This window comes from Micromonospora sp. NPDC050980, assembly GCF_040653835.1.
Taxonomy (GTDB): Bacteria; Actinomycetota; Actinomycetes; order Mycobacteriales; family Micromonosporaceae; genus Micromonospora.
This window is the reverse complement of sequence record NZ_JBFAGS010000024.1, coordinates 16,087-35,230: the sequence shown is the minus strand read 5'-3', so window position 1 is coordinate 35,230 and position 19,144 is coordinate 16,087. Positions and strand designations below refer to the sequence as shown.

18 protein-coding genes and 1 pseudogene are annotated in these 19,144 nt (G+C 72.1%); 4 read left to right on the top strand and 15 right to left on the bottom strand.

The features are described 5' to 3' along the window. Positions 1–145 precede the first annotated feature (145 nt). Entirely contained in the window at positions 146–1,069 is a 924-nt protein-coding gene (locus AB0H28_RS25940) for a neutral zinc metallopeptidase (RefSeq protein ID WP_358045259.1), read from the top strand. 76 nt (positions 1,070–1,145) lie between these two features. On the opposite strand, the gene AB0H28_RS25935 is transcribed toward AB0H28_RS25940, so the two are convergent. The 12 genes and pseudogenes from AB0H28_RS25935 to AB0H28_RS25880 form a co-directional block, all read right to left on the bottom strand. After that, positions 1,146–2,357, bottom strand: coding sequence for a hypothetical protein (locus AB0H28_RS25935; protein ID WP_358045256.1), 1,212 nt, complete (start codon positions 2,355–2,357; stop codon positions 1,146–1,148). Positions 2,358–2,522: 165 nt separating this feature from the next. Beyond that, a complete protein-coding gene (locus AB0H28_RS25930; protein WP_358045253.1) occupies positions 2,523–3,161 on the bottom strand; it encodes an acVLRF1 family peptidyl-tRNA hydrolase in 639 nt (212 codons plus the stop codon). Positions 3,162–3,188: 27 nt separating this feature from the next. Further along, entirely contained in the window at positions 3,189–3,545 is a 357-nt protein-coding gene (locus AB0H28_RS25925; protein WP_358045250.1) for a hypothetical protein, read from the bottom strand. A 173-nt stretch (positions 3,546–3,718) separates the two neighbouring features. After that, entirely contained in the window at positions 3,719–4,354 is a 636-nt protein-coding gene (locus AB0H28_RS25920) for a LysE family transporter (protein WP_358045247.1), read from the bottom strand. A 253-nt stretch (positions 4,355–4,607) separates the two neighbouring features. After that, positions 4,608–5,000, bottom strand: a complete 393-nt coding sequence (locus AB0H28_RS25915) for a metal-sulfur cluster assembly factor (protein ID WP_358045244.1) — start codon at positions 4,998–5,000, stop codon at positions 4,608–4,610. Positions 5,001–5,071: 71 nt separating this feature from the next. Continuing rightward, positions 5,072–5,530 (bottom strand): annotated as a pseudogene (gene sufU / locus AB0H28_RS25910) (Fe-S cluster assembly sulfur transfer protein SufU); the annotation flags it as partial. Then, positions 5,530–6,834, bottom strand: a complete 1,305-nt coding sequence (locus tag AB0H28_RS25905; protein WP_358045241.1) for a cysteine desulfurase — start codon at positions 6,832–6,834, stop codon at positions 5,530–5,532. The gene AB0H28_RS25905 and the pseudogene sufU, both read right to left, overlap by 1 nt. 11 nt (positions 6,835–6,845) lie before the next feature. Further along, positions 6,846–7,619 carry a Fe-S cluster assembly ATPase SufC gene (gene sufC, locus AB0H28_RS25900; protein WP_091573415.1) on the bottom strand — a complete coding sequence of 258 codons (774 nt, stop codon included), beginning with the start codon at positions 7,617–7,619 and terminating at the stop codon, positions 6,846–6,848. Beyond that, entirely contained in the window at positions 7,619–7,945 is a 327-nt protein-coding gene (locus AB0H28_RS25895; protein ID WP_358045237.1) for a non-heme iron oxygenase ferredoxin subunit, read from the bottom strand. Before AB0H28_RS25895 ends, sufC begins: the two co-directional genes overlap by 1 nt. Then, a complete protein-coding gene (sufD, locus tag AB0H28_RS25890; protein WP_358045234.1) occupies positions 7,945–9,090 on the bottom strand; it encodes a Fe-S cluster assembly protein SufD in 1,146 nt (381 codons plus the stop codon). The genes AB0H28_RS25895 and sufD overlap by 1 nt, the downstream gene beginning before the upstream one ends. 88 nt (positions 9,091–9,178) lie before the next feature. Next, positions 9,179–10,609, bottom strand: coding sequence for a Fe-S cluster assembly protein SufB (sufB, locus tag AB0H28_RS25885; RefSeq protein WP_358045231.1), 1,431 nt, complete (start codon positions 10,607–10,609; stop codon positions 9,179–9,181). After that, positions 10,606–11,343: an HTH domain-containing protein gene (locus AB0H28_RS25880; protein ID WP_358045228.1), complete on the bottom strand. Its 738-nt coding sequence runs from the start codon at positions 11,341–11,343 to the stop codon at positions 10,606–10,608. Before AB0H28_RS25880 ends, sufB begins: the two co-directional genes overlap by 4 nt. 98 nt (positions 11,344–11,441) lie before the next feature. On the opposite strand from AB0H28_RS25880, the gene AB0H28_RS25875 reads away from it, so the two are divergent. Both AB0H28_RS25875 and AB0H28_RS25870 read left to right on the top strand, forming a co-directional pair. Beyond that, positions 11,442–12,404 (top strand): COX15/CtaA family protein, encoded by a 963-nt coding sequence (locus AB0H28_RS25875; protein WP_358045225.1) that lies wholly within the window; start codon positions 11,442–11,444, stop codon positions 12,402–12,404. A 73-nt stretch (positions 12,405–12,477) separates the two neighbouring features. Then, positions 12,478–14,145: a right-handed parallel beta-helix repeat-containing protein gene (locus AB0H28_RS25870; protein WP_358045222.1), complete on the top strand. Its 1,668-nt coding sequence runs from the start codon at positions 12,478–12,480 to the stop codon at positions 14,143–14,145. A gap of 23 nt (positions 14,146–14,168) precedes the next feature. On the opposite strand, the gene AB0H28_RS25865 is transcribed toward AB0H28_RS25870, so the two are convergent. The 3 genes from AB0H28_RS25865 to AB0H28_RS25855 all read right to left on the bottom strand — a co-directional run bounded on the left by AB0H28_RS25865 (position 14,169) and on the right by AB0H28_RS25855 (position 16,727). After that, positions 14,169–15,086, bottom strand: coding sequence for a hypothetical protein (locus AB0H28_RS25865; protein ID WP_358045219.1), 918 nt, complete (start codon positions 15,084–15,086; stop codon positions 14,169–14,171). Between the two features lie 16 nt (positions 15,087–15,102). Continuing rightward, positions 15,103–15,435 carry a hypothetical protein gene (locus AB0H28_RS25860; RefSeq protein WP_358045217.1) on the bottom strand — a complete coding sequence of 111 codons (333 nt, stop codon included), beginning with the start codon at positions 15,433–15,435 and terminating at the stop codon, positions 15,103–15,105. A 332-nt stretch (positions 15,436–15,767) separates the two neighbouring features. Further along, the gene (locus AB0H28_RS25855; protein ID WP_358045214.1) at positions 15,768–16,727 is read right to left on the bottom strand and encodes a heme o synthase; all 960 of its coding nucleotides are present in this window, start codon (positions 16,725–16,727) and stop codon (positions 15,768–15,770) included. 262 nt (positions 16,728–16,989) lie between these two features. Here AB0H28_RS25855 and tkt point away from each other — a divergent pair, with 262 nt between their 5' ends. After that, positions 16,990–19,128 (top strand): transketolase, encoded by a 2,139-nt coding sequence (tkt, locus tag AB0H28_RS25850; RefSeq protein ID WP_358045351.1) that lies wholly within the window; start codon positions 16,990–16,992, stop codon positions 19,126–19,128. The last annotated feature ends 16 nt before the right edge of the window (positions 19,129–19,144 follow it).

Below are 19,144 nucleotides of genomic sequence, written 5' to 3'. Positions count from 1 at the left end.
CGCAGCACGGCCCAAGTGTACCGGGCGCGCCGCGCCGCTCCCGCCGGATTACCGGACAAGATCATCGGGTACGGAATGCGCCGTCCGGACCCGGTCCGGTACCGCAACCACCACACACGGACAGATCGGTGATCGGGGTCAAAACATGGAGCTGAACGAGAACGCGCAGGTCGACACCAGCCAGGTGGACGACCGGCGAGGGTCCGGCGGCGGCGGGGGCGGGATGGGCATCCCGATCCCGGGCGGCGGCGGTGGCCGGGGCGGGCTGGTGAGCATCATCATCGCCGTGCTCGTCGCCCTGGTGGGCGGCGGATTCGGCCTCAACGCGGCCACCAACGGCGGCGGCGGAGACGAGCAGGGCGACAACACCTCGCTGGAGCAGAAGTGCTCCGCGCAGGACGCGCTGGAGCAACTCGACTGCCGCAACACCCTCTACGTCAACTCGATCCAGGCATACTGGCGCACCGCCATGCCGGAGGTGTTCGGCGAGCAGTACCAGCCGTCCAAGACGGTGTTCTTCAGCCGCAACGTCAGCACCGGCTGCGGGGCGGCCGACTCCGGGGTCGGCCCGTTCTACTGCCCGGCCGACGATCTGGTCTACATCGACCTCACGTTCTACGAGCTGCTCGCCGACCAGCTCGGCGCCGAGGGTGAGTTCGCCCAGCCGTACGTGCTGGCCCACGAGTACGGCCACCACGTGCAGGACCTGCTCGGCACCGAGGCGCAGATGCGCCGCCAGCAGCAGCGCGACCCGCAAAACGCCAACGCGCTCTCGGTCAAGCTGGAGTTGCAGGCCGACTGCTACGCCGGCGCCTGGGCCAAGAACGCCACCGGCACCGCCGACGAGCAGGGTCAGAAGATCTTCAAGAGCATCACCGACCAGGACATCCAGCAGGCCATCGACACCGCCGAGAAGATCGGTGACGACGCCATCCAGCAGCGGTCCGGCCGGCCGGTGAACCCGGACGAGTTCACCCACGGCAGCTCCGAGCAGCGCAAGCAGTGGTTCACCAAGGGCTTCTCCACCGGCGATCCGAAGACCTGCGACACCTTCGGCTCCGGCCAGTAACGCCACCCGGGCCGTCGGCCCGCGTCGCTGCGACATCCAGCGACGCGGGCCGACGGCCCGACGTGTTCCCGGCGGGTCAGCCCGGCAGCGCCACCTGGGCCGGGGTGGGTCGCTGGACGGTGGTGCCGTCGCCCAACTGCCCACCGCTGTTGTCGCCCCAGCACCACAGACCGCCGTCGGTCCGGATGCCGCAGGCGTGATCGGCGGCGGCGAGGCCACCGGTCCAGGTGGTGGCGTCACCGACGCGGGTCGGTGCGGACCGGTGGGTGGTGGTGCCGTCGCCCACCTGCCCGAAGGCGTTCTTGCCCCAGCACCACAGGCTGCCGTCGGTACGCGACGCGCACGACGTGTCGCCGCTGGCTGCGACCCAGCTCCAGGTCGTGGCCGTGCCGACCTGGATCGGCGCGGTCCGGTAGCTGCCGCTCACGCCCAACTGCCCGTAGCCGTTCTCCCCCCAGCACCACAGCGCGCCGGACCGGATCCCGCAGGTGTGCGCATACCCGGCCGTGACACCGGACCAGTCGGTCGCGGTGCCGACCTGCGCCGGCGTGGTCTGCGAGCCCAGGGTGCCCAGACCGAGCTGCCCGTCGGAGCTGAGCCCCCAGCACCACAGCGTCCCGTCGGTGCGCACCGCACAGGTGTGCGCGAAGCCGGTGGAGACGCTCGCCCAGTTGCTCGCGGCGCCTACCTGCACCGGGGTGGTCGCGACGTACGGGTCGTCACCGACGCCGAGCTGCGCGGTGCGGTTGAAGCCCCAGCACCAGAGCGTGCCGTCGGTGCGCACGGCGCAGGTGTGCGCCGGGCCGGCGCTGACCCCGGCCCAGGTGGTGGCGGTGCCGACCTGCACCGGCTCGCGCCGGCTCGTGGTGGTCCCGTCGCCGAGTTGGCCCCGGAAGTTCGAGCCCCAGCACCACAGCGTGCCGTCGGTCCGGACCGCGCAGGTGTGCCCGGAGCCGCCGTCGACGGCGGCCCAGGCGGCGCTGCCGACCCGCGCCGGGGCGCTCCGGTTCGTGGTGGTGCCGTCACCGAGCTGGCCACCGTAGTTCGAGCCCCAGCACCACAGTGCCTCGTCGGCGCTGATCGCGCAGGTGTGCGCGCCGCCGGCGGTGACACTGGTGACCGCCGGGGCCGCTGACGCGGCGCGTCCGGCCGCGCCTGCCGCCGCCGGGCCCGCCGTCAACGCGGTGGTGAGCACCATGCTTCCGGCGCCCATCGCCGCCACGGCGGCGAGCAACCTGATCGCACGGCGCCACCGGGCTCGGGGCCGGCCGTCCTGATGTCCGCTCATGAAAGTGTTCTCTCCCAACGACGTCGGTGCGTGGATGGCGGAGCCGAAGCTGCCCCGGCGGGTCGCCCGGAGACCCACCACTTCGTGGCACCAACCTTAGAGATCGGTTTCGCTCAATGCACTGCCGGTGCGGGAGATTGACCAGCTTGAGGTGATCTTTTCCGTTCAGCGGACCAGGATGTGGACTGCCCGGGCGGCGGCGACCGCCGCCACCAGGACGGCGTGCCGGGGCTCCGGCACGTCGAGCAGGCGCTCCGCGCGCAACGCCGCGAGCGGCGCCAGCCGCCGGTCGGCCATCACCGTGTCGACCGCCCGCCGGTCGCCCCCACAGACCAGCGCCGTGAGCGTGCCGGCCGCCGGCAACAGCAGGCGCACGGCGAGGTCGGCGGCATCGCCCAGGGCCGCCTTCGCCTGGTTGTCGCGCCGCCGGGCGAACCGCTGCTGGGACCAGCCGCCCGCGGCGGTCCGCCCCTGCACGTACCGGGTGTCCACCTTGGAGGCCACCAGCTCGGCGCCGTCGGCGACGCCGACCGCCACCGCGCCCTTGCGGGCCAGCAGCAGGCCGAGCCGGCGCGGCGCGGCGACGACACCGGCGAACGCCGGCAGGTCCGCCGCCTGGCGCGCGCCGGGCGGGGTATGCAGTTCGGCCGTGGCACCGTCCGGGGCGGTGAGCAGTAGACCGTACCCCAGGGCGGTGATGGTGGGCGGGCCGTGCCGGTCGGCGAAGCCCTCGACCCAGCGGGTGACGCGGGTCGGGTCGACCTCGACCCACCGGCCGCCCCCGGCTGCGGGTCGGCTGCTCATGGCACCGACCCTACCCAGAGGTACGGCTCAGCCGGCGATGTCCACCGTCACCGGCGGCCCGTCGTCACCGGCGCCGGTGCGGCAGGCGTACGTGACCGCGCGCGCGTCCGCCGGCAGCAGGCCGGGCGGCACCAGGAAGATCCCGTCGGAGACGTCCTCGACGACCGTCCGTCCAGGAGGCTCCCCGACCGCCACGGCGTTCGCGCCCGAGCAGGCGCTGACCACCACGACCACGCCGAACACGCGGGAGGCCGCCGTCGCCGGCGGGCCGTGGCACGCGCTGACCGCACCCGTCTCCATGCCGTCGGACCGGACCTCGCCGACCCGCCAGCAGCGGGGCGGGCCGGTGCGCAGGACGACCGTGCGCCCGGTGGGGGCGGACATCGTCGTCACCGGCGCGGACCAGTCCGTCGCGGCCGCCCCGGCGGGGACGTCACCCCCGCCGCGCCCGTCGTCCCCGCCGCGCCCGTCGTCGCAGGCGACGAGGAGGCCGAGCAGCAGGGCGAACCCACGGCCGGAACTCGGATGCTCCTCATCGCACGCCTCCCCGCTGTCCCTCAGGGTAGTCGGCCGGACACCAGCGTGGTGACCGCCAGCGCGGCGATCAGGGCGCTGGAGACCAGCCCGGTGACCAGCCGCCCACGGGGTCCGGCCAACGCGCGGCCCACCACCGAGCCGCCCCCGGCCACCAGCAGCTGCCAGCTCGCCGAGGCCAGGAACGCGCCACTGACGAACAGCGCGGCGGCCACCGGGTCCGGATCGGCGGCGTCGTGGCGGCCCAGCACCAGGGCGGCGAAGTAGAGCACCGTCGCCGGGTTGAGCAGGGTCAGCCCGAGCACCGCAGCGTACGCCCGCGCCGGAGTGTGCAGCGCGCGCCCGACCGGGACACCGATGGCCTCCCGCCGGGCGGACCAGGCCCGCCACAGGCCGTGCGCGGCGATGCCGAGCAGGACCGATGCGGCGACCACCCGCAGCGGCCCGGCGGCCGGAGCCAGGAACCCGGCCAGCCCGGCGCCGCCGAGCGCGGCGGCCGCGGCGTAGAGCCCGTCGGCGGTGGCCACGGCCAGCGCCGCGGCCGACCCGACCCGGAGCCCGGCGCGGGCGCTCAGCCCGAGGATGAGGATCGCGATCGCGCCGACCGGGATCGCGACACCGTAGCCGGCGACCAGCCCGGCGAGGAACGCCCCGGTCACGACGGTCGGCGTGGGATCGCGGCGGCCGGCGGCACGGCCCGCTGTCGGCGCGCGGCGGTGGCCGCACGGACGGGAGCCTGCTTCGGGTACGCCTCGATCACCCGCTCATCGTGCAACCCGCTCCCCCACCCCCCACCCCCACCCCCCTCACGAGCCGCTGATTCACGGAAAGAGTGCCTATTCGCGAGCCGGAAGCCACTCTTTCCGTGAATCAGCGCGCCCACCGGGGGGGGTGGGGGGTGCGGGGAGGGGGTCAGACGTTGAAGCCTAGGGAGCGGAGCTGGTCGCGTCCCTCGTCGGTGATCTTGTCGGGGCCCCACGGCGGCAGCCAGACCCAGTTGATCCGGATGTCGTTCACCAGGCCGCCGCCCGGGCCGGTGGTCAGCGCCTGCCGGGCCTGATCCTCGATCACGTCGGTCAGCGGGCAGGCCGCCGAGGTCAGCGTCATGTCCAGCGTGGCGACGTTCTCGTCATCCACGTGGACGCCGTACACCAGGCCCAGGTCGACCACGTTGATGCCCAGCTCGGGGTCGACGACGTCCTTCATCGCCTCCTCGATGTCGCCGACGGCGGCCTTGCCGCCGGCCGGGCTGTCGGTCGCCACCGCGCCGGTCTCCGGCGTCGTGGTGGTCTCGTCGTCGCTCATGCCGCCCCCTCGCTTCGCTCGGCGCCGGCCTGGGACGCCGCCGCGCTGTATTGATGACTCGCCTTCGCCTCGGGGCTCACGCCCACCCCGGCGCGTGCCGCGGCGTCCTTGAACGCCATCCACGACAGCAGCGCGCACTTGACCCGGGCCGGATAGCGCGCGACACCCGCGAACGCCACCCCGTCGCCGAGCACGTCCTCGTCCGGCGTGACCTGGCCCCGCCCGGACATCAACTCGACGAACGCCTCGTGCACCACCGCGGCGTCGTCCGCGGCCCGGCCCCGCAGCAACTCGTGCAGGATGCTCGCCGACGCCTGACTGATCGAGCAGCCCATCCCGTCGTACGAGATGTCGGTCAACACGGCGCCGTCGGTCGCCACCCGCACGGTGATCTCGTCACCACAGGTCGGGTTGACGTGGTGCGCCTCGCCGACCCGGGCCGCCGGGTCCGTGGCCTCCCGCAGACCGCGGCCGTGCGGGTGCTTGTAGTGGTCCAGGATGATCTCCTGGTAGAGAGACTCAAGCTGCATCAGTTGAAGACCTTCCGCGCCTTGTCCAGGCCCGCCACCAGGGCGTCGATCTCCGCCGTGGTGGTGTAGAGGTAGAACGACGCCCGCGTCATCGCCGGCACCCCGAATCGGGCGCACACCGGCTTGGCGCAGTGGTGCCCCACCCGCACCTGCACGCCGAGCGAGTCGAGCACCTGCCCGACGTCGTGCGGGTGCACGTCGCCGAGGGCGAACGAGATCGTCCCGCCCCGGCCGACCGGCACGGACGGGCCGAAGATCCGCAGGCCCGGCACGGTGGCGAGGGCGTCCAGCGCGTACGCCGTCAGCTCCTTCTCGTGCCACTGGATCGCCCGCATCCCGACGCCGGTGAGGTAGTCCACCGCCGCGCCGAGCGCGACCGCCTCGGCGATCGGCGGGGTGCCCGCCTCGAACCGGGCCGGCGGCGCGGCGAACGTGGTGCGCGCCATCGTCACCGTCTCGATCATCGAGCCGCCGCCCAGCACCGGGGGCATCGCGGCGAGCAGCTCACCCCGGCCCCAGAGCACGCCGATGCCGGTCGGAGCGCACATCTTGTGCCCGGTGAAGACGATGAAGTCGGCGTCCAGGTCGACCACGTCGATCGGCTGGTGCGGCACCGACTGGGAGCAGTCGAGCAGCAGCAGCGCACCGACCTGGCGAACCCGCTCGGTGATCCGCGCGGTGGCGTTGACCGTGCCGAGGATGTTCGACGTGTGCACCAACGAGACGATCTTCGTGCGCTCGGTGACCAGCTCGTCCAGGCCCGACTCGTCCAGCCGGCCGCCATCGGTGACCGGGAACCAGCGCAGCGTCGCACCGGTGCGCTCCGCCAGAAGCTGCCACGGGACGATGTTCGAGTGGTGCTCCATCTCGGAGATCACGATCTCGTCGCCGGGGCCCAGCCGGAACCGCGGGTCGGCGTCCGCGCGCAACGAGGCGTTGGAGAACGCGTACGCCACCACGTTGATCGCCTCGGTGGAGTTCTTGGTGAACACCACCTCGTCCACGCTCGGGGCGTTGACGAACGCGGCGATCTTCGCCCGCGCCCCCTCGTACGCCTCGGTCGCCTCGGTGCCCAGCGTGTGCACCGAGCGCGACACGTTGGCGTTGTGCCTCGCGTAGTGCTCGGTGAGCACGTCGAGCACCTGCCGCGGCTTGTGCGAGGTGTTCGCGCTGTCCAGGTAGACGAGCGGGTGACCGTTGACCTCCCGGCCCAGGATCGGGAAGTCGGCCCGCACCGCCGCGGTGTCGAAGCGCGGCACGTCGGCGTACTGCGGCATGCCCGCCGGGATCGCGATGGAGGTCATGTCCGGCTCGCTCAGGCCCGCGCCGCGCCGGCCCCGGCGACGTACCGCTCGTAGCCCTCTTCCTCGAGCTTGTCGGCCAGCTCGCGACCGCCCTGCTCGACGATCCGCCCGGCCACGAAGACGTGCACGAAGTCCGGCTTGATGTAGCGCAGGATCCGGGTGTAGTGGGTGATCAGCAGCATCCCGGTGTCGCCGGTGTCGCGGACCCGGTTCACGCCCTCGCTGACCACGCGCAGCGCGTCCACGTCGAGGCCGGAGTCGGTCTCGTCGAGGATGGCGATCTTCGGCTTGAGCAGCTCCAACTGCACGATCTCGTGCCGCTTCTTCTCCCCGCCGGAGAAGCCCTCGTTGACGTTGCGCTGGGCGAACGCCGGGTCCATCTGGAGCTTCTCCATGGCCCCGCGCAGCTCGCCGGCCCAGGTGCGCAGCTTCGGCGCCTCGCCGTCGATGGCGGTCTTCGCGGTACGCAGGAAGTTGGCCACCGACACGCCGGGGACCTCGACCGGGTACTGCATGGCCAGGAAGAGGCCGGCGCGGGCCCGCTCGTCGACGGACATGGACAGCACGTCGGAGCCGTCGAGGGTCACCTCGCCGCCGGTGATCTCGTACTTGGGGTGGCCGGCGATCGAGTAGGCAAGCGTCGACTTGCCGGAGCCGTTCGGGCCCATGATCGCGTGCGTCTCACCGGAGCGCACGGTCAGGTCGACCCCGTGCAGGATCGGCTTGAGCTCACCCTCGGGCAGCTTGACCGACACCTTCAGGTCGCGGATCTCCAGGGTGCTCATTATCGCGTCACTCCATTGCTCGGCGTCATGCTGACGTAGATCTCGCCGTCGCGGACCTCGACGGGGTAGACGGGTACGGGTTCGGTCGCGGGCAGCCCGGTCGGCTCACCGGTACGCAGGTCGAAACGGGATCCGTGCAGCCAGCATTCCAGCGTGCAGCCCTCGACCTCGCCCTCGGAGAGCGCCACGGCGGCGTGCGAGCACTCGTCGTGCACGGCGTAGAACACGTCGTCCTCGCCGTGCACGATCGCCACCTGCACGCCGTCCACGTCGGCGCTGATCGCGGCGCCCTTCGGCACGTCCTCGGTGGAACAGATCCTGATCATCAGGCGCCGGCCTTCGTGAGGCGCGCCTCGATCGCGTCGCCGAGCCGATCGCGCAGGTCCTCGACCGGGATCTTGTTGATCAGCTCGGCGAAGAAGCCCCGCACCACCAGGCGTCGGGCCTCGCCCTCCGGGATGCCCCGGGCCATCAGGTAGAACAACTGCTCGTCGTCGAAGCGGCCGGTCGCGCTGGCGTGCCCGGCGCCGGCGATCTCGCCGGTCTCGATCTCCAGGTTGGGCACCGAGTCGGCCCGGGCACCGTCGCTGAGCAGCAGGTTCCGGTTGATCTCGTAGGTGTCGGTGCCGGTGGCCTCGGCCCCGATCAGCACGTCGCCGACCCAGACGGTGTGCGCGTCGTCGCCCTGCAGCGCGCCGCGGTAGCCGACGTAGGAACGGCAGTCCGGCACGGTGTGGTCGACCAACTGCCGGTGCTCCAGGTGCTGGCCGGAGTCGGCGAAGTAGAGGCCGTACAGCTCCGCCTCGCCGCCGCGCTGGGTGTATTCCACAGTGGTGTGCTGCCGGACCAGGTCGCCGCCGAGACTCACCTGCACGTGCACGACCTTGGCGTCGCGGCCCAGCTTCACCTTCAGGTGCTGCGCCTGGACCGCGTCGTCGGCCCAGTCGGCGACCGTGACCAGGGTCAGCTTCGCCCCGTCCGCCACCGTCACCTCGACGTTGTCGGCGAGCGTGGCCGAGCCGACGTGCTCCAGCACCACTGTCACGTCGGCGAACCGGCCCACCTCGACGAACGTGTGGCCGAACGCCAGCGCCCCGGCGTCCTCGCCGACCGCCCGCAGGCGCACCGGCGCGTCCACCACGGCGTCCCGGTCGACCCGCACCAGCAGCGCGCCGTCGGCCCCGCCGTAGGCCAGCGCGCTGACCCGGTCGAACGGGGTGAGCACGCTGCCCACCCGGGGGTCGTCGCGGCCGATCCGGTCGACGACGACGCCCTCGGGCAGGTCGCCGTGCTCGTGCCGGACCGTGCCGCGCGGCGACCCGGAGCCGTCACCCGTCAGGCCACGCAGGCGCTTGAGCGGGGTGAACCGCCACTCCTCCTCCAGCCCGGTCAGGGCCGGGAAGTCGGCGACGTCGTACGAGCGGAGCGCCTGCGACTTGGTCGTGGGCGGCGCGGAAGCCTGGGTAGTCATCTCTTCCTTGGTCTGTCTGGTCCGTGACGACGTGGTCTTGCTGACGCGGCGGGCCGGGGTTCCGGCCCGCCGCGCGGGAACGGCGGCGTCAGCCGACCGCGCCCTCCATCTGCAGCTCGATCAGGCGGTTGAGCTCCAGCGCGTATTCCATGGGGAGCTCCTTGGCGATCGGCTCGATGAAGCCGCGCACGATCATCGCCATCGCCTCGTCCTCGCTCAGGCCCCGACTCATCAGGTAGAAGAGCTGGTCGTCGCTGACCTTGGAGACGGTCGCCTCGTGCCCCATCGACACGTCGTCCTCGCGGATGTCGACGTAGGGGTAGGTGTCGGAGCGGGAGATGGTGTCGACAAGCAGCGCGTCGCACTTGACCGTGCTGCGGCTGCTGTGCGAACCCTCCAGCACCTGCACCAGGCCGCGGTAGGAGGTGCGGCCACCGCCCCGGGCGATCGACTTCGACACGATGGTCGAGGAGGTGTGCGGCGCGGCGTGCACCATCTTGGCGCCGGCGTCCTGGTGCTGGCCCTCACCGGCCATGGCCACCGAGAGCACCTCGCCCTTGGCGTGCTCGCCGGTCATGTAGACCGCCGGGTACTTCATGGTGACCTTGGAGCCGATGTTGCCGTCGACCCACTCCATGGTCGCGCCCTCGTGGCACACCGCGCGCTTGGTGACCAGGTTGTAGACGTTGTTCGACCAGTTCTGGATGGTCGTGTAGCGGCAGCGCGCGTTCTTCTTGACCACGATCTCCACGACCGCGCTGTGCAGCGAGTCGGAGGAGTAGAGCGGCGCGGTGCAGCCCTCGACGTAGTGCACGTACGCGCCCTCGTCGACGATGATCAGCGTCCGCTCGAACTGGCCCATGTTCTCCGTGTTGATCCGGAAGTAGGCCTGCAACGGGATCTCCACGTGCACGCCCTTCGGCACGTAGATGAACGAGCCACCGGACCAGACGGAGGTGTTCAACGCGGCGAACTTGTTGTCACCGACCGGGATGACCGTGCCGAAGTATTCCTTGAAGAGGTCCTCGTGCTCGCGCAGCGCGGTGTCGGTGTCGAGGAAGACGACGCCCTGCTCCTCGAGGTCCTCACGGATCTTGTGGTAGACGACCTCGGACTCGTACTGCGCCGCGACGCCGGCGACCAGCCGCTGCTTCTCCGCCTCCGGGATGCCCAGCCGGTCGTAGGTGTTCTTGATGTCCTCCGGCAGGTCCTCCCAGCTGGTGGCCTGCTTCTCGGTGGACCGGACGAAGTACTTGATGTTGTCGAAGTCGATCCCGGTGAGGTCGGCGCCCCACGCCGGCATCGGCTTGCGGTCGAACAGCCGCAGGCCCTTCAGGCGCAGGTCGAGCATCCAGGCCGGCTCGTTCTTCTTGGCCGAGATGTCGCGCACCACCGCCTCGTTCAGACCACGCTGGGCGGCGGCCCCGGCGACGTCGGGGTCGGCCCAGCCGTACTCGTAACGACCGAGGGCGGCGAGCTGCTCCTCCTGGGTCAGGGGCTGGACGATCTGCTCGGTCATCTATCTGTCCTCACAGTGGTGACGGTGGAACCGGACTGGGCGGGGATGTGCGTGGTGCACACGCCGTCGCCGTGCGCGATGGTGGCCAGGCGCTGCACGTGGGTGCCGACCAGGCGGGAGATCACCGCGGTCTCGGCCTCGCACAGCTGGGGGAACTCGGCGGCCACGTGCGCCACCGGGCAGTGGTGCTGGCAGAGCTGGCCGCCGGAGGCGATCGTGGACGCGTTGGCAGCGTAACCCTCGGCGGTGAGCGCCCCGGCGAGCGCCTCGGCCCGCGCGAGCGGTGCGTCGCCGGCGTCCTCCATGGCGGCCCGGCAACGCTTCTCCAGCGCGGCGACCTGGTCGGCGGCGAACTCCGCCACCGCCTCGGCGCCACCGGTGCGGGCGATCCAGCGCAGCGCGGCGGTGGCCATGTTGTCGTAGTGGTGGGTCCCGCAGCGCACCCGGGCCGCCTCGGTCAGCACGAACACCTTGGCCGGCCGGCCCCGCCCCCGGCTGCCCCGCACGGCCTGCTCGCGGGCGACCACGTCACCGTCGGCGAGCATCGCGTCGAGGTGCCTGCGGATCGCGGCCGGGCTGAGGCCGAGCGCCGAGCCGAGCTGCGCGGCGGTGGTCGCGCCCCGCTCCAGCAGCAGCTGGGTGACCCGGTCGCGGGTCGACCGGTCGGCAGGGACCGTCGCGCCGGCGACCGTACCGGTCACCGACCCTTCGGACAGCGCTGCCGCGTTTTTCACAACGGCAACGTTACGTAATTCGCGCGGGGCCCGCAAACCGGGGGTCCGGTGATTCCGACCACCGGGTCGGCGGAGTCACCCGATCGGGATCAACTACGGTGCGTAGGATTTGCCGCGTGAAGCGTTCCGTCCGGTTCCCGGTCTCCCCCACGCTGCTGCGTCGCCTCGCGTTCACCTCGATCATCGCGAACGTGGCGATCGTGGTCACCGGCGGGGCCGTCCGGCTCACCGCCTCCGGCCTCGGCTGCCCCACCTGGCCCCGGTGCACCGACGAGTCCTACACCACCACCCCCGAGATGGGCGTGCACGGGGTGATCGAGTTCGGCAACCGGCTGCTCACGTTCGCGGTGGGGATCATCGCGCTCGCGGTGGTGCTCGCCGTGCTGGCCCAGCGCCCCCGCCGCCGAGGGCTGCTGCCGCTGGCCGTGGGCGTGCTGCTCGGCATCCCGGCGCAGGCGGTCATCGGCGGGATCACCGTGCTCACCAACCTCAACCCCTGGGTGGTCGGGCTGCATTTCCTCGCCTCGATGGCGGTCATCGCGGTCGCGTACGCGCTCTGGCGGCGCACCGGCGAGCCGGACGGGCCGGTGACACCCACCGTGCCGGCGCCGCTGCGTACCCTCGCCTGGATCACGACCGTGGTCGGCGCGGCCGTGCTCGTGGTCGGCACCTGGGTGACCGGCAGCGGCCCGCACGCCGGCGACCGGGGCGCGGCCCGCAACGGCCTGGACCCGGAGGCGATCTCCCAGGTGCACGCCGACGGCGTCTTCCTGCTGATCGGCCTCTCGGTGGCGCTGCTCTTCGCGTTCCGCGCGGTCGGCGCGCGCCGCGCCGCCCGGGCCGCCGGAGTGCTGCTCGCGGTCGAGCTGGGCCAGGGCCTGATCGGCTTCGTGCAGTACTTCACCCACCTGCCGGCGGTGCTCGTCGCCGCGCACATGCTCGGCTCCTGCCTGGTGCTGCTGGCCACGCTGGCCGTGCTCGGGGCCACCCGGGAGCGTCTCCCGGCCGCCCCGCCGGCCCCGGCCGCGCCCACCGCCGAGCCGGTGGGCGCCGCCGCCTGAGCCGGGCGTTACCCAGCGACCGGAGCGGGAATGCGGGCCGCACGACGGACCGCACGCCCGAGGGGAGGACCCGGTGTCGCGCAGGAGCCTTGCCACCACCACCCCGCAGCGGCTCACCCCGGTGGCCGGCGCGCCGCTGTGGTGCGACGCCCGCGAGCACGGCCTCACCGGCGACGGGGTGACCAACGACCAGCCGGCACTGGCCGCGCTGGTGGACCGCCTCGGCGCCGGCTACGACGCCGACGGCCGCGCCCGGGTCATCCACTGCCCGCCCGGGCTCTACTCGATCCGCGACGCCGGCACGATCTGGCGCAGCGGCGTATCGCTGATCGGCGCCGGCCCGGCCGCGACCCGGTTCCTGCTCAGCAACGAGGGCAACCGCGCCAACCCGGTGCCGCTGGCCTACTGGACCACGGTGCAGCACGGCGCGGACCGGGACCGGCACATCGCCGACTGCACCTTCGCCGACTTCGAGATCGACGGCTCCGGGGTGGTTCAGACCGCCTACGACTACCTGGCCAAGGGCCTCGGGTTGCAGTACGTCGTGCGCGGCGTGTTCCGCAACCTCTACATCCACCACACCGGCGCGACCGGTCTCGGCTGCGACTTCCTCCAGGACAGCCTGATCGACGGCGTGGTCGTGGTCGGCTGCGGCCGACTGGACAACGGCCGGCAGATGGGCGGCGCCGGCATCGGGGTCGGCATCGGCGGCTGGGGCGACGTGGAACGCCTCACCATCGCCAACTGCACCACGGTCGGCAACGGCACCAACGGGATCTTCCTGGAGCTGCAGAAGGACTACTGGACCCCGCCGCGCGGCATCCGCATCATCGGCTGCCACAGCCAGGCCAACCGGTTCGGCATCTCGGACTGGGGCGCGGACGGCCTGATCGTCTCCGGCTGCACCATGACCAACAACCTGGAGGCCGGGTTCGACGTGTCCGCCAACGGCACCGCCGGCATCGCCGGGCACGGCGGGCTGCTCACCGGCTGCGTGATCGACTGCAACGTCGGCAACGGGATCAGCATGGGCAACACCCCCGGCCCGTACGCGGTGCAGGGCAACCGGATCAGCCGCAACGGCGGGTACGGCTACCACGAGCACGACCTCGGCCGCGGCTACCGGGGCGCCGCCGCCGACGTGGTGATCCAGGACAACGACATCCGGGAGAACGCGCTGGACGGCATCCGGATCGACCGGCCGATGCTTGACGCGTCGATCGTGGGCAACCGGATCCGGGACAACGGGCGCCGGTCCGCGCCGGCGCACCGGGGTTCGGGCGACGCGGTGCGCTACGGCCCGCGCGAGGTCACCGACGGCGAGGCGGACTGGCCCGTCGGCGGGCACCGGGGCAAGGTCGTCCGGGTCGGCACCCGGGACGCCGTGGTGGCCGACAACACCGCCGACCAGCTCGCCCTGGCCGAGGTACGCCCCGACGGCGCCACCGGCTGGAACGAGGCCACCCCGGAGCCCGGCTCGGCGTACGAGCTGCCGGACGGGCCGGCGGCCTGCGCCGGGATCACGGTGGCCGCACCGTTCGACTCGGCCACCGTGCGGGGCAACCGGATCTGGCACCGGGACGACGACACGCAGGCGTACGGGCTGTGGATCACCGAGTCGGGAAGCTGCGTGTCCTGCGCGGTAGAGGACAACGACCTGGCCGGGTCGACGGCCGCGCTGCGGCTGGACACCCCGCCGATCGGCGGCCGGTGGAACCGCAACCACACCGACCGCGAGTGACCCGGCCACCTCGGCCGGGCCGGTCAGGGGCGGTGGGGCAGGCGGGTGAGGACCGCCTCGGCGAGCCGGTCCGGGGCGCCGTCGGCGTAGCCGACGAACAGGCTCGGCTCGGTCAGCTCCAGCTCGACCAGGACGGGCGACCCGTCCGGGCCGGGGATCAGGTCGACCCGCGCGTAGAGCAACCGGTCGGTGCCGCCGGGGACGGCGGCCAGCACCTTCTCGGCGACGGCCCGCTGCTCGGCGGTCGCGGTGCGGGCGTCGATCCGCTCCTCCTTGTAGAGCGCGGTCTCACCCCGGTCCGGGCCGGTCAGCATCGGCCCCTTACGGATCGCGTGGCTGAACGCCAGGCCGGTCGGGGCGGCCAGGTAGAGCAGTGCGGTCTCGCCGTCGGTGTCCACCGCGTCCAGGTAGGGCTGCACCATCGTCACCCGCCCCGCGTCACCGAGCCGCCGCACGTGCGCCGAGGCCAACTCCCGGTGCTCCGGGTCGGTCAGGTCGTAGCGCCCGGTGTCCTGGCTGCCGGCGCTGATCGCCGGCTTGAGCACGTGTTCCCCGCCGGCCGGCGGCGCCCACCGCTCCCCGGGCGCGATCCAGACCGTCGGCACGGTGGGCGCCCCGGCCGCGGACAACTCGGCCAGGTAGCGCTTGTCGGTGTTCCAGGCGACCACGTCGGCCGGGTTGACCAGTGCCGGCACGGTGTGCGCCCAGGCGACGAACTCGTCCCGGCGCCGGGCGTAGTCCCAGGGCGAGCGGAGCACGACCAGGTCGTAGCCGGACCAGTTGACGGCCGGGTCGTCCCAGATCGCGATCTCGGCGGTCACGCCGCGGGCGGCGAGCGGGTCGAGCACGAGCCGGTCGTCCGGGTCGAGGTCGGGCACGGGGGCGCAGGTGACGAGAGCGACCCGGGGTTTCCCCCGGGTCGACTGGTGGATGTCGGTCATGCGGTTTATATGTGTGTCAACGGGCCATCGTGCGCCGGGCCATCGACCGCCAGAGGTCGTTGCTCGGACGCATCTGGTCCATCAGCTCACGCTCCCAGGCGTTTTCGATGTCGACCCCGGCCGCGGCGCAGGCCTGCCGCGCGACCACGGTGTCGTCGGCGAACTGGTCGGCCCACGCCCCGTCGGAACCCACGAGGACGATCCGTGCGCCGCGCTTGCCGACGTATTCGATGACCGCCTTCGCGCCGCCGTGCCCGGCGGCGAACGACTTGATGCCCGCGACCAGGCCGTTGGAGCCCTGCCCGCCGGTCTTGTCGGCCGTCAGCGTCGTATCGGAACCATCTGCCATGACGCGAAGCCTAAGCAGACATCCACCCGGATGTGCGAGAACGATGAACTGAATGTGATGCCAATTACCCGCTGGTTTAAGGAGAACCACAGGTAATTTGTCCGACCATGCCCGCTATATGCGGGCGATACGCCCAGCAGCTATCGTCACACTCTGCCCCTTTTGATCCACCCGAGGACCCAAGAAAAAACTTCTGATGAACCGTCTCACGTGCGGAAACATCCATCCCGCTCGACCCCAGCTCGTTGATCATGAGGCTGACGGCGCTTCGGGAGATCGAAAACGCCGCCAACCTCACGATCAACGGCGCACGGTGCGGGGTTGGGGGTGGGTCAGAGGAGGGCGTCCAGGGCCACGGCGGCGAACAGGATGGTGAGGTAGGTGGTGGACCAGTGGAACAGCCGCATCGGCTTGACCGCCTCGCCGCGCGCCGCGCGCCGGCACAGCTTGTGCGCCTCGACCACGAAGATCCCGCCGACCACCAGCGCGGTCACCCCGTAGACCGGGCTCATCCCGAGCGGCCAGACGGCCAGCGACGACAGCAGCGTCAGCCAGGAGAACCCGATGATCTCCGCGTTGACCCGGCGGACCGAGGCCACCACCGGCAGCATCGGGATGCCGGCCCGGGCGTAGTCGTCCTTGTACTTGATGGCCAGCGCGTAGAAGTGCGGTAGCTGCCAGAAGAAGACCACCGCGAACAGGCCCCAGGCCGCCGGCGACAGCGAGCCGGTGACCGCGGCCCAGCCGATCAGCACCGGCGCGGCCCCGCAGGCGCCGCCCCAGAACGTGTTGGCGGCCGTGGTCCGCTTCAGCCAGAGCGTGTAGACCAGGTCGTAGTAGACGATCGCGGCCAGCGTCAGGCCGGCCGCCAGCCAGTTGGTGGTCGCCGCCATCAGGGCCACCGACACCGTCGCCAGCACCAGGCCGAAGACCAGGGCGCTGCGCGGCGACACGGTGTGCGCCGGCAGCGGGCGACGCTTGGTGCGCCGCATCAACTGGTCGATGTCCCGGTCGATGTAGCAGTTGAGCACGCTTGCCGCGCCGGCCGCGAGCGAGCCGCCGACCAGCACCACGGCCACCAGCCACAGCGCCGGCATGCCGCCGTCCGCGAGCATCATCGCCGGCACGGTGGTCACCAGCAGCAGTTCGACGATCCGCGGCTTGGTCAGCGCCACGTACGCGGACACCACGGCCCGCACGTCCCGCCGGCCGGTCGCCGGCGCCTCCGCCACCGCGCCCACCGGCGACGTCCCGGCAGGGTTGCTGACCGGGCGCTCGGTGATCATGCTCACGGATTGCCACCTTCCGGCTTCGGCGGGGGAGGTCGTCGGCCCGGACCCGAGCCGGGTCCACACACCGACCCACACACTACGCGCCGTCGTTTTGGCTGCCCCGCAGACCCGGCAACGGTGCGGGCGGTCACACCGGAGGTTGAACGGCCGGTCGGGGCGGAAACGTACAAGTCAGCATGCCGAGATCCCCGGGCGGACGTTTAGCGACGCTCGATAGGGTCATCAGTGAGGGTTCCGCCCATCTGCCGAGGAGCACATGAACGTGGCTGCGAAACGACCCGAGCTTCCCGCTCTCAACTGGTCCGACCTCGACCGCAGGGCCGTCGACACGGTCCGCGTGCTGGCCATGGACGCCGTGGAGAAATCCGGCAACGGCCACCCGGGCACGGCGATGAGCCTCGCCCCGGCGGCGTACCTCCTGTTCAACCGGGTCATGCGGCACAACCCGACCGACCCGAACTGGCCCGGCCGGGACCGGTTCGTGCTGTCCGCCGGGCACTCCAGCCTGACCCTCTACATCCAGCTCTTCCTCTCCGGCTACCCGCTGGCTCTGGAGGACCTCAAGGCGCTGCGCCAGTGGGGCTCGCTCACCCCGGGTCACCCGGAGCACGGCCACACCCCGGGCGTGGAGACCACCACCGGCCCGCTCGGGCAGGGCCTCGGCAACGCGGTCGGCATGGCGATGGCGGCCCGCCGGGAGCGGGGCCTGTTCGATCCCGAGCCGGACCGCGCCGACTCGCCGTTCCGGCACGACATCTGGTGCATCGCCTCGGACGGCGACATCGAGGAGGGCATCACCCACGAGGTGAGCGCGCTCGCCGGCCACCAGCAGCTCGGCAACCTGTGCGTGATCTACGACGACAACGAGATCTCGATCGAGGACGACACCCGGATCGCCAAGAGCGAGGACGTGGCGGCCCGCTACGAGGCGTACGGCTGGCACGTGCAGACCGTCGACTGGCGCACCGGCGACGCCGACCAGGGCGACTACCACGAGGACACCGAGGCGCTCTACCAGGCGCTGCTGGCCGCCCGGGCGGAGACCGCGCGGCCGTCGTTCGTCGCGCTGCGCACCATCATCGGGTGGCCCGCGCCGAACAAGCAGAACACCGGCAAGATCCACGGCTCGGCGCTCGGCGCGGACGAGGTCAAGGCCACCAAGGAGATCCTCGGCTTCGACCCGCAGCGCACCTTCTCCGTCGACGAGGAGGTGCTCAAGCACGCCCGTCAGGTGGTCGAGCGCGGCACCGAGGCGCAGGCCGAGTGGACCACCCGGTTCGACGCCTGGGCGCAGGCCAACCCGGAGCGCAAGGCGCTGTGGGACCGGATGGCCACCCGTACCCTGCCGACCGGCTGGACCGACGCGCTGCCCACCTTCGGCGCGGACGCCAAGGGCGTCGCCACCCGGGCCGCCTCCGGCAAGGTCCTGGAGGCGCTCGCCCCGGTGCTGCCCGAGCTGTGGGGCGGCTCGGCCGACCTGGCCGAGAGCAACAACACCACCATGAAGGGCGAGCCGTCCTTCGTCCCGGCCGGGCACGCCACCAAGGACTTCCCGGGCGACGAGTACGGCCGCACGCTGCACTTCGGCATCCGCGAGCACGGCATGGGCGCGATCCTCAACGGCATCGCCCTGCACGGCGGCACCCGCCCCTACGGCGGCACCTTCCTGGTGTTCAGCGACTACATGCGCCCGTCGGTGCGGCTCGCCGCGCTGATGAAGCTGCCGGTGACGTACGTCTGGACGCACGACTCGATCGGCCTGGGCGAGGACGGCCCGACCCACCAGCCGATCGAGCACCTGAGCGCGCTGCGGGCCATCCCCGGCCTGGACGTGGTCCGGCCGGCCGACGCCAACGAGACCGCCTGGGCGTGGCGGCAGGCGCTGGAGCACACCGACCGGCCGACCGCCCTGGCGCTCAGCCGGCAGGCGCTGCCGACGCTCGACCGCACCGAGTTCGGTCCCGCCGAGGGCACCGCCAAGGGCGGTTACGTGCTCGCCGAGGCGTCCAACGGCAAGCCGCAGGTGATCATCGTGGGCACCGGCTCGGAGGTGCAGCTCTGCCTCACCGCGCGGGAGCGGCTGGAGGCCGACGGCACCCCGACGCGGGTGGTGTCCATGCCGTGCCAGGAGTGGTTCTTCGCGCAGGACGAGGCGTACCGGGAGTCGGTGCTGCCGCGCGGGGTAAAGGCACGGGTGAGCGTGGAGGCGGGCATCGCGATGTCCTGGCGGGCGATCGTCGGGGACAGCGGCGAGTGCGTGAGCATCGAGCACTACGGCGCGAGCGCGCCCTACACCGTGCTCTTCGAGCAGTTCGGGTTCACCCCCGACCGGATCGTGGCCGCCGCGCACGCGGCGCTGACCCGGGTGGGCGACATCACCGGTTTCACGACCGGCAACTGAGGGGAGCGTGGACGGC

Excerpts from the sequence above, each read along its gene's own strand:
- AB0H28_RS25940 (WP_358045259.1), top strand. The coding sequence starts at position 146 with ATGGAGCTGAACGAGAACGCGCAGGTCGACACCAGCCAGGTGGACGAC.
- AB0H28_RS25935 (WP_358045256.1), bottom strand. The coding sequence starts at position 2,357 with ATGAGCGGACATCAGGACGGCCGGCCCCGAGCCCGGTGGCGCCGTGCG.
- AB0H28_RS25930 (WP_358045253.1), bottom strand. The coding sequence starts at position 3,161 with ATGAGCAGCCGACCCGCAGCCGGGGGCGGCCGGTGGGTCGAGGTCGAC.
- AB0H28_RS25925 (WP_358045250.1), bottom strand. The coding sequence starts at position 3,545 with ATGTCCGCCCCCACCGGGCGCACGGTCGTCCTGCGCACCGGCCCGCCC.
- AB0H28_RS25915 (WP_358045244.1), bottom strand. The coding sequence starts at position 5,000 with ATGAGCGACGACGAGACCACCACGACGCCGGAGACCGGCGCGGTGGCG.
- AB0H28_RS25905 (WP_358045241.1), bottom strand. The coding sequence starts at position 6,834 with ATGACCTCCATCGCGATCCCGGCGGGCATGCCGCAGTACGCCGACGTG.
- sufC (WP_091573415.1), bottom strand. The coding sequence starts at position 7,619 with ATGAGCACCCTGGAGATCCGCGACCTGAAGGTGTCGGTCAAGCTGCCC.
- AB0H28_RS25895 (WP_358045237.1), bottom strand. The coding sequence starts at position 7,945 with ATGATCAGGATCTGTTCCACCGAGGACGTGCCGAAGGGCGCCGCGATC.
- sufD (WP_358045234.1), bottom strand. The coding sequence starts at position 9,090 with ATGACTACCCAGGCTTCCGCGCCGCCCACGACCAAGTCGCAGGCGCTC.
- sufB (WP_358045231.1), bottom strand. The coding sequence starts at position 10,609 with ATGACCGAGCAGATCGTCCAGCCCCTGACCCAGGAGGAGCAGCTCGCC.
- AB0H28_RS25865 (WP_358045219.1), bottom strand. The coding sequence starts at position 15,086 with ATGACCGACATCCACCAGTCGACCCGGGGGAAACCCCGGGTCGCTCTC.
- AB0H28_RS25860 (WP_358045217.1), bottom strand. The coding sequence starts at position 15,435 with ATGGCAGATGGTTCCGATACGACGCTGACGGCCGACAAGACCGGCGGG.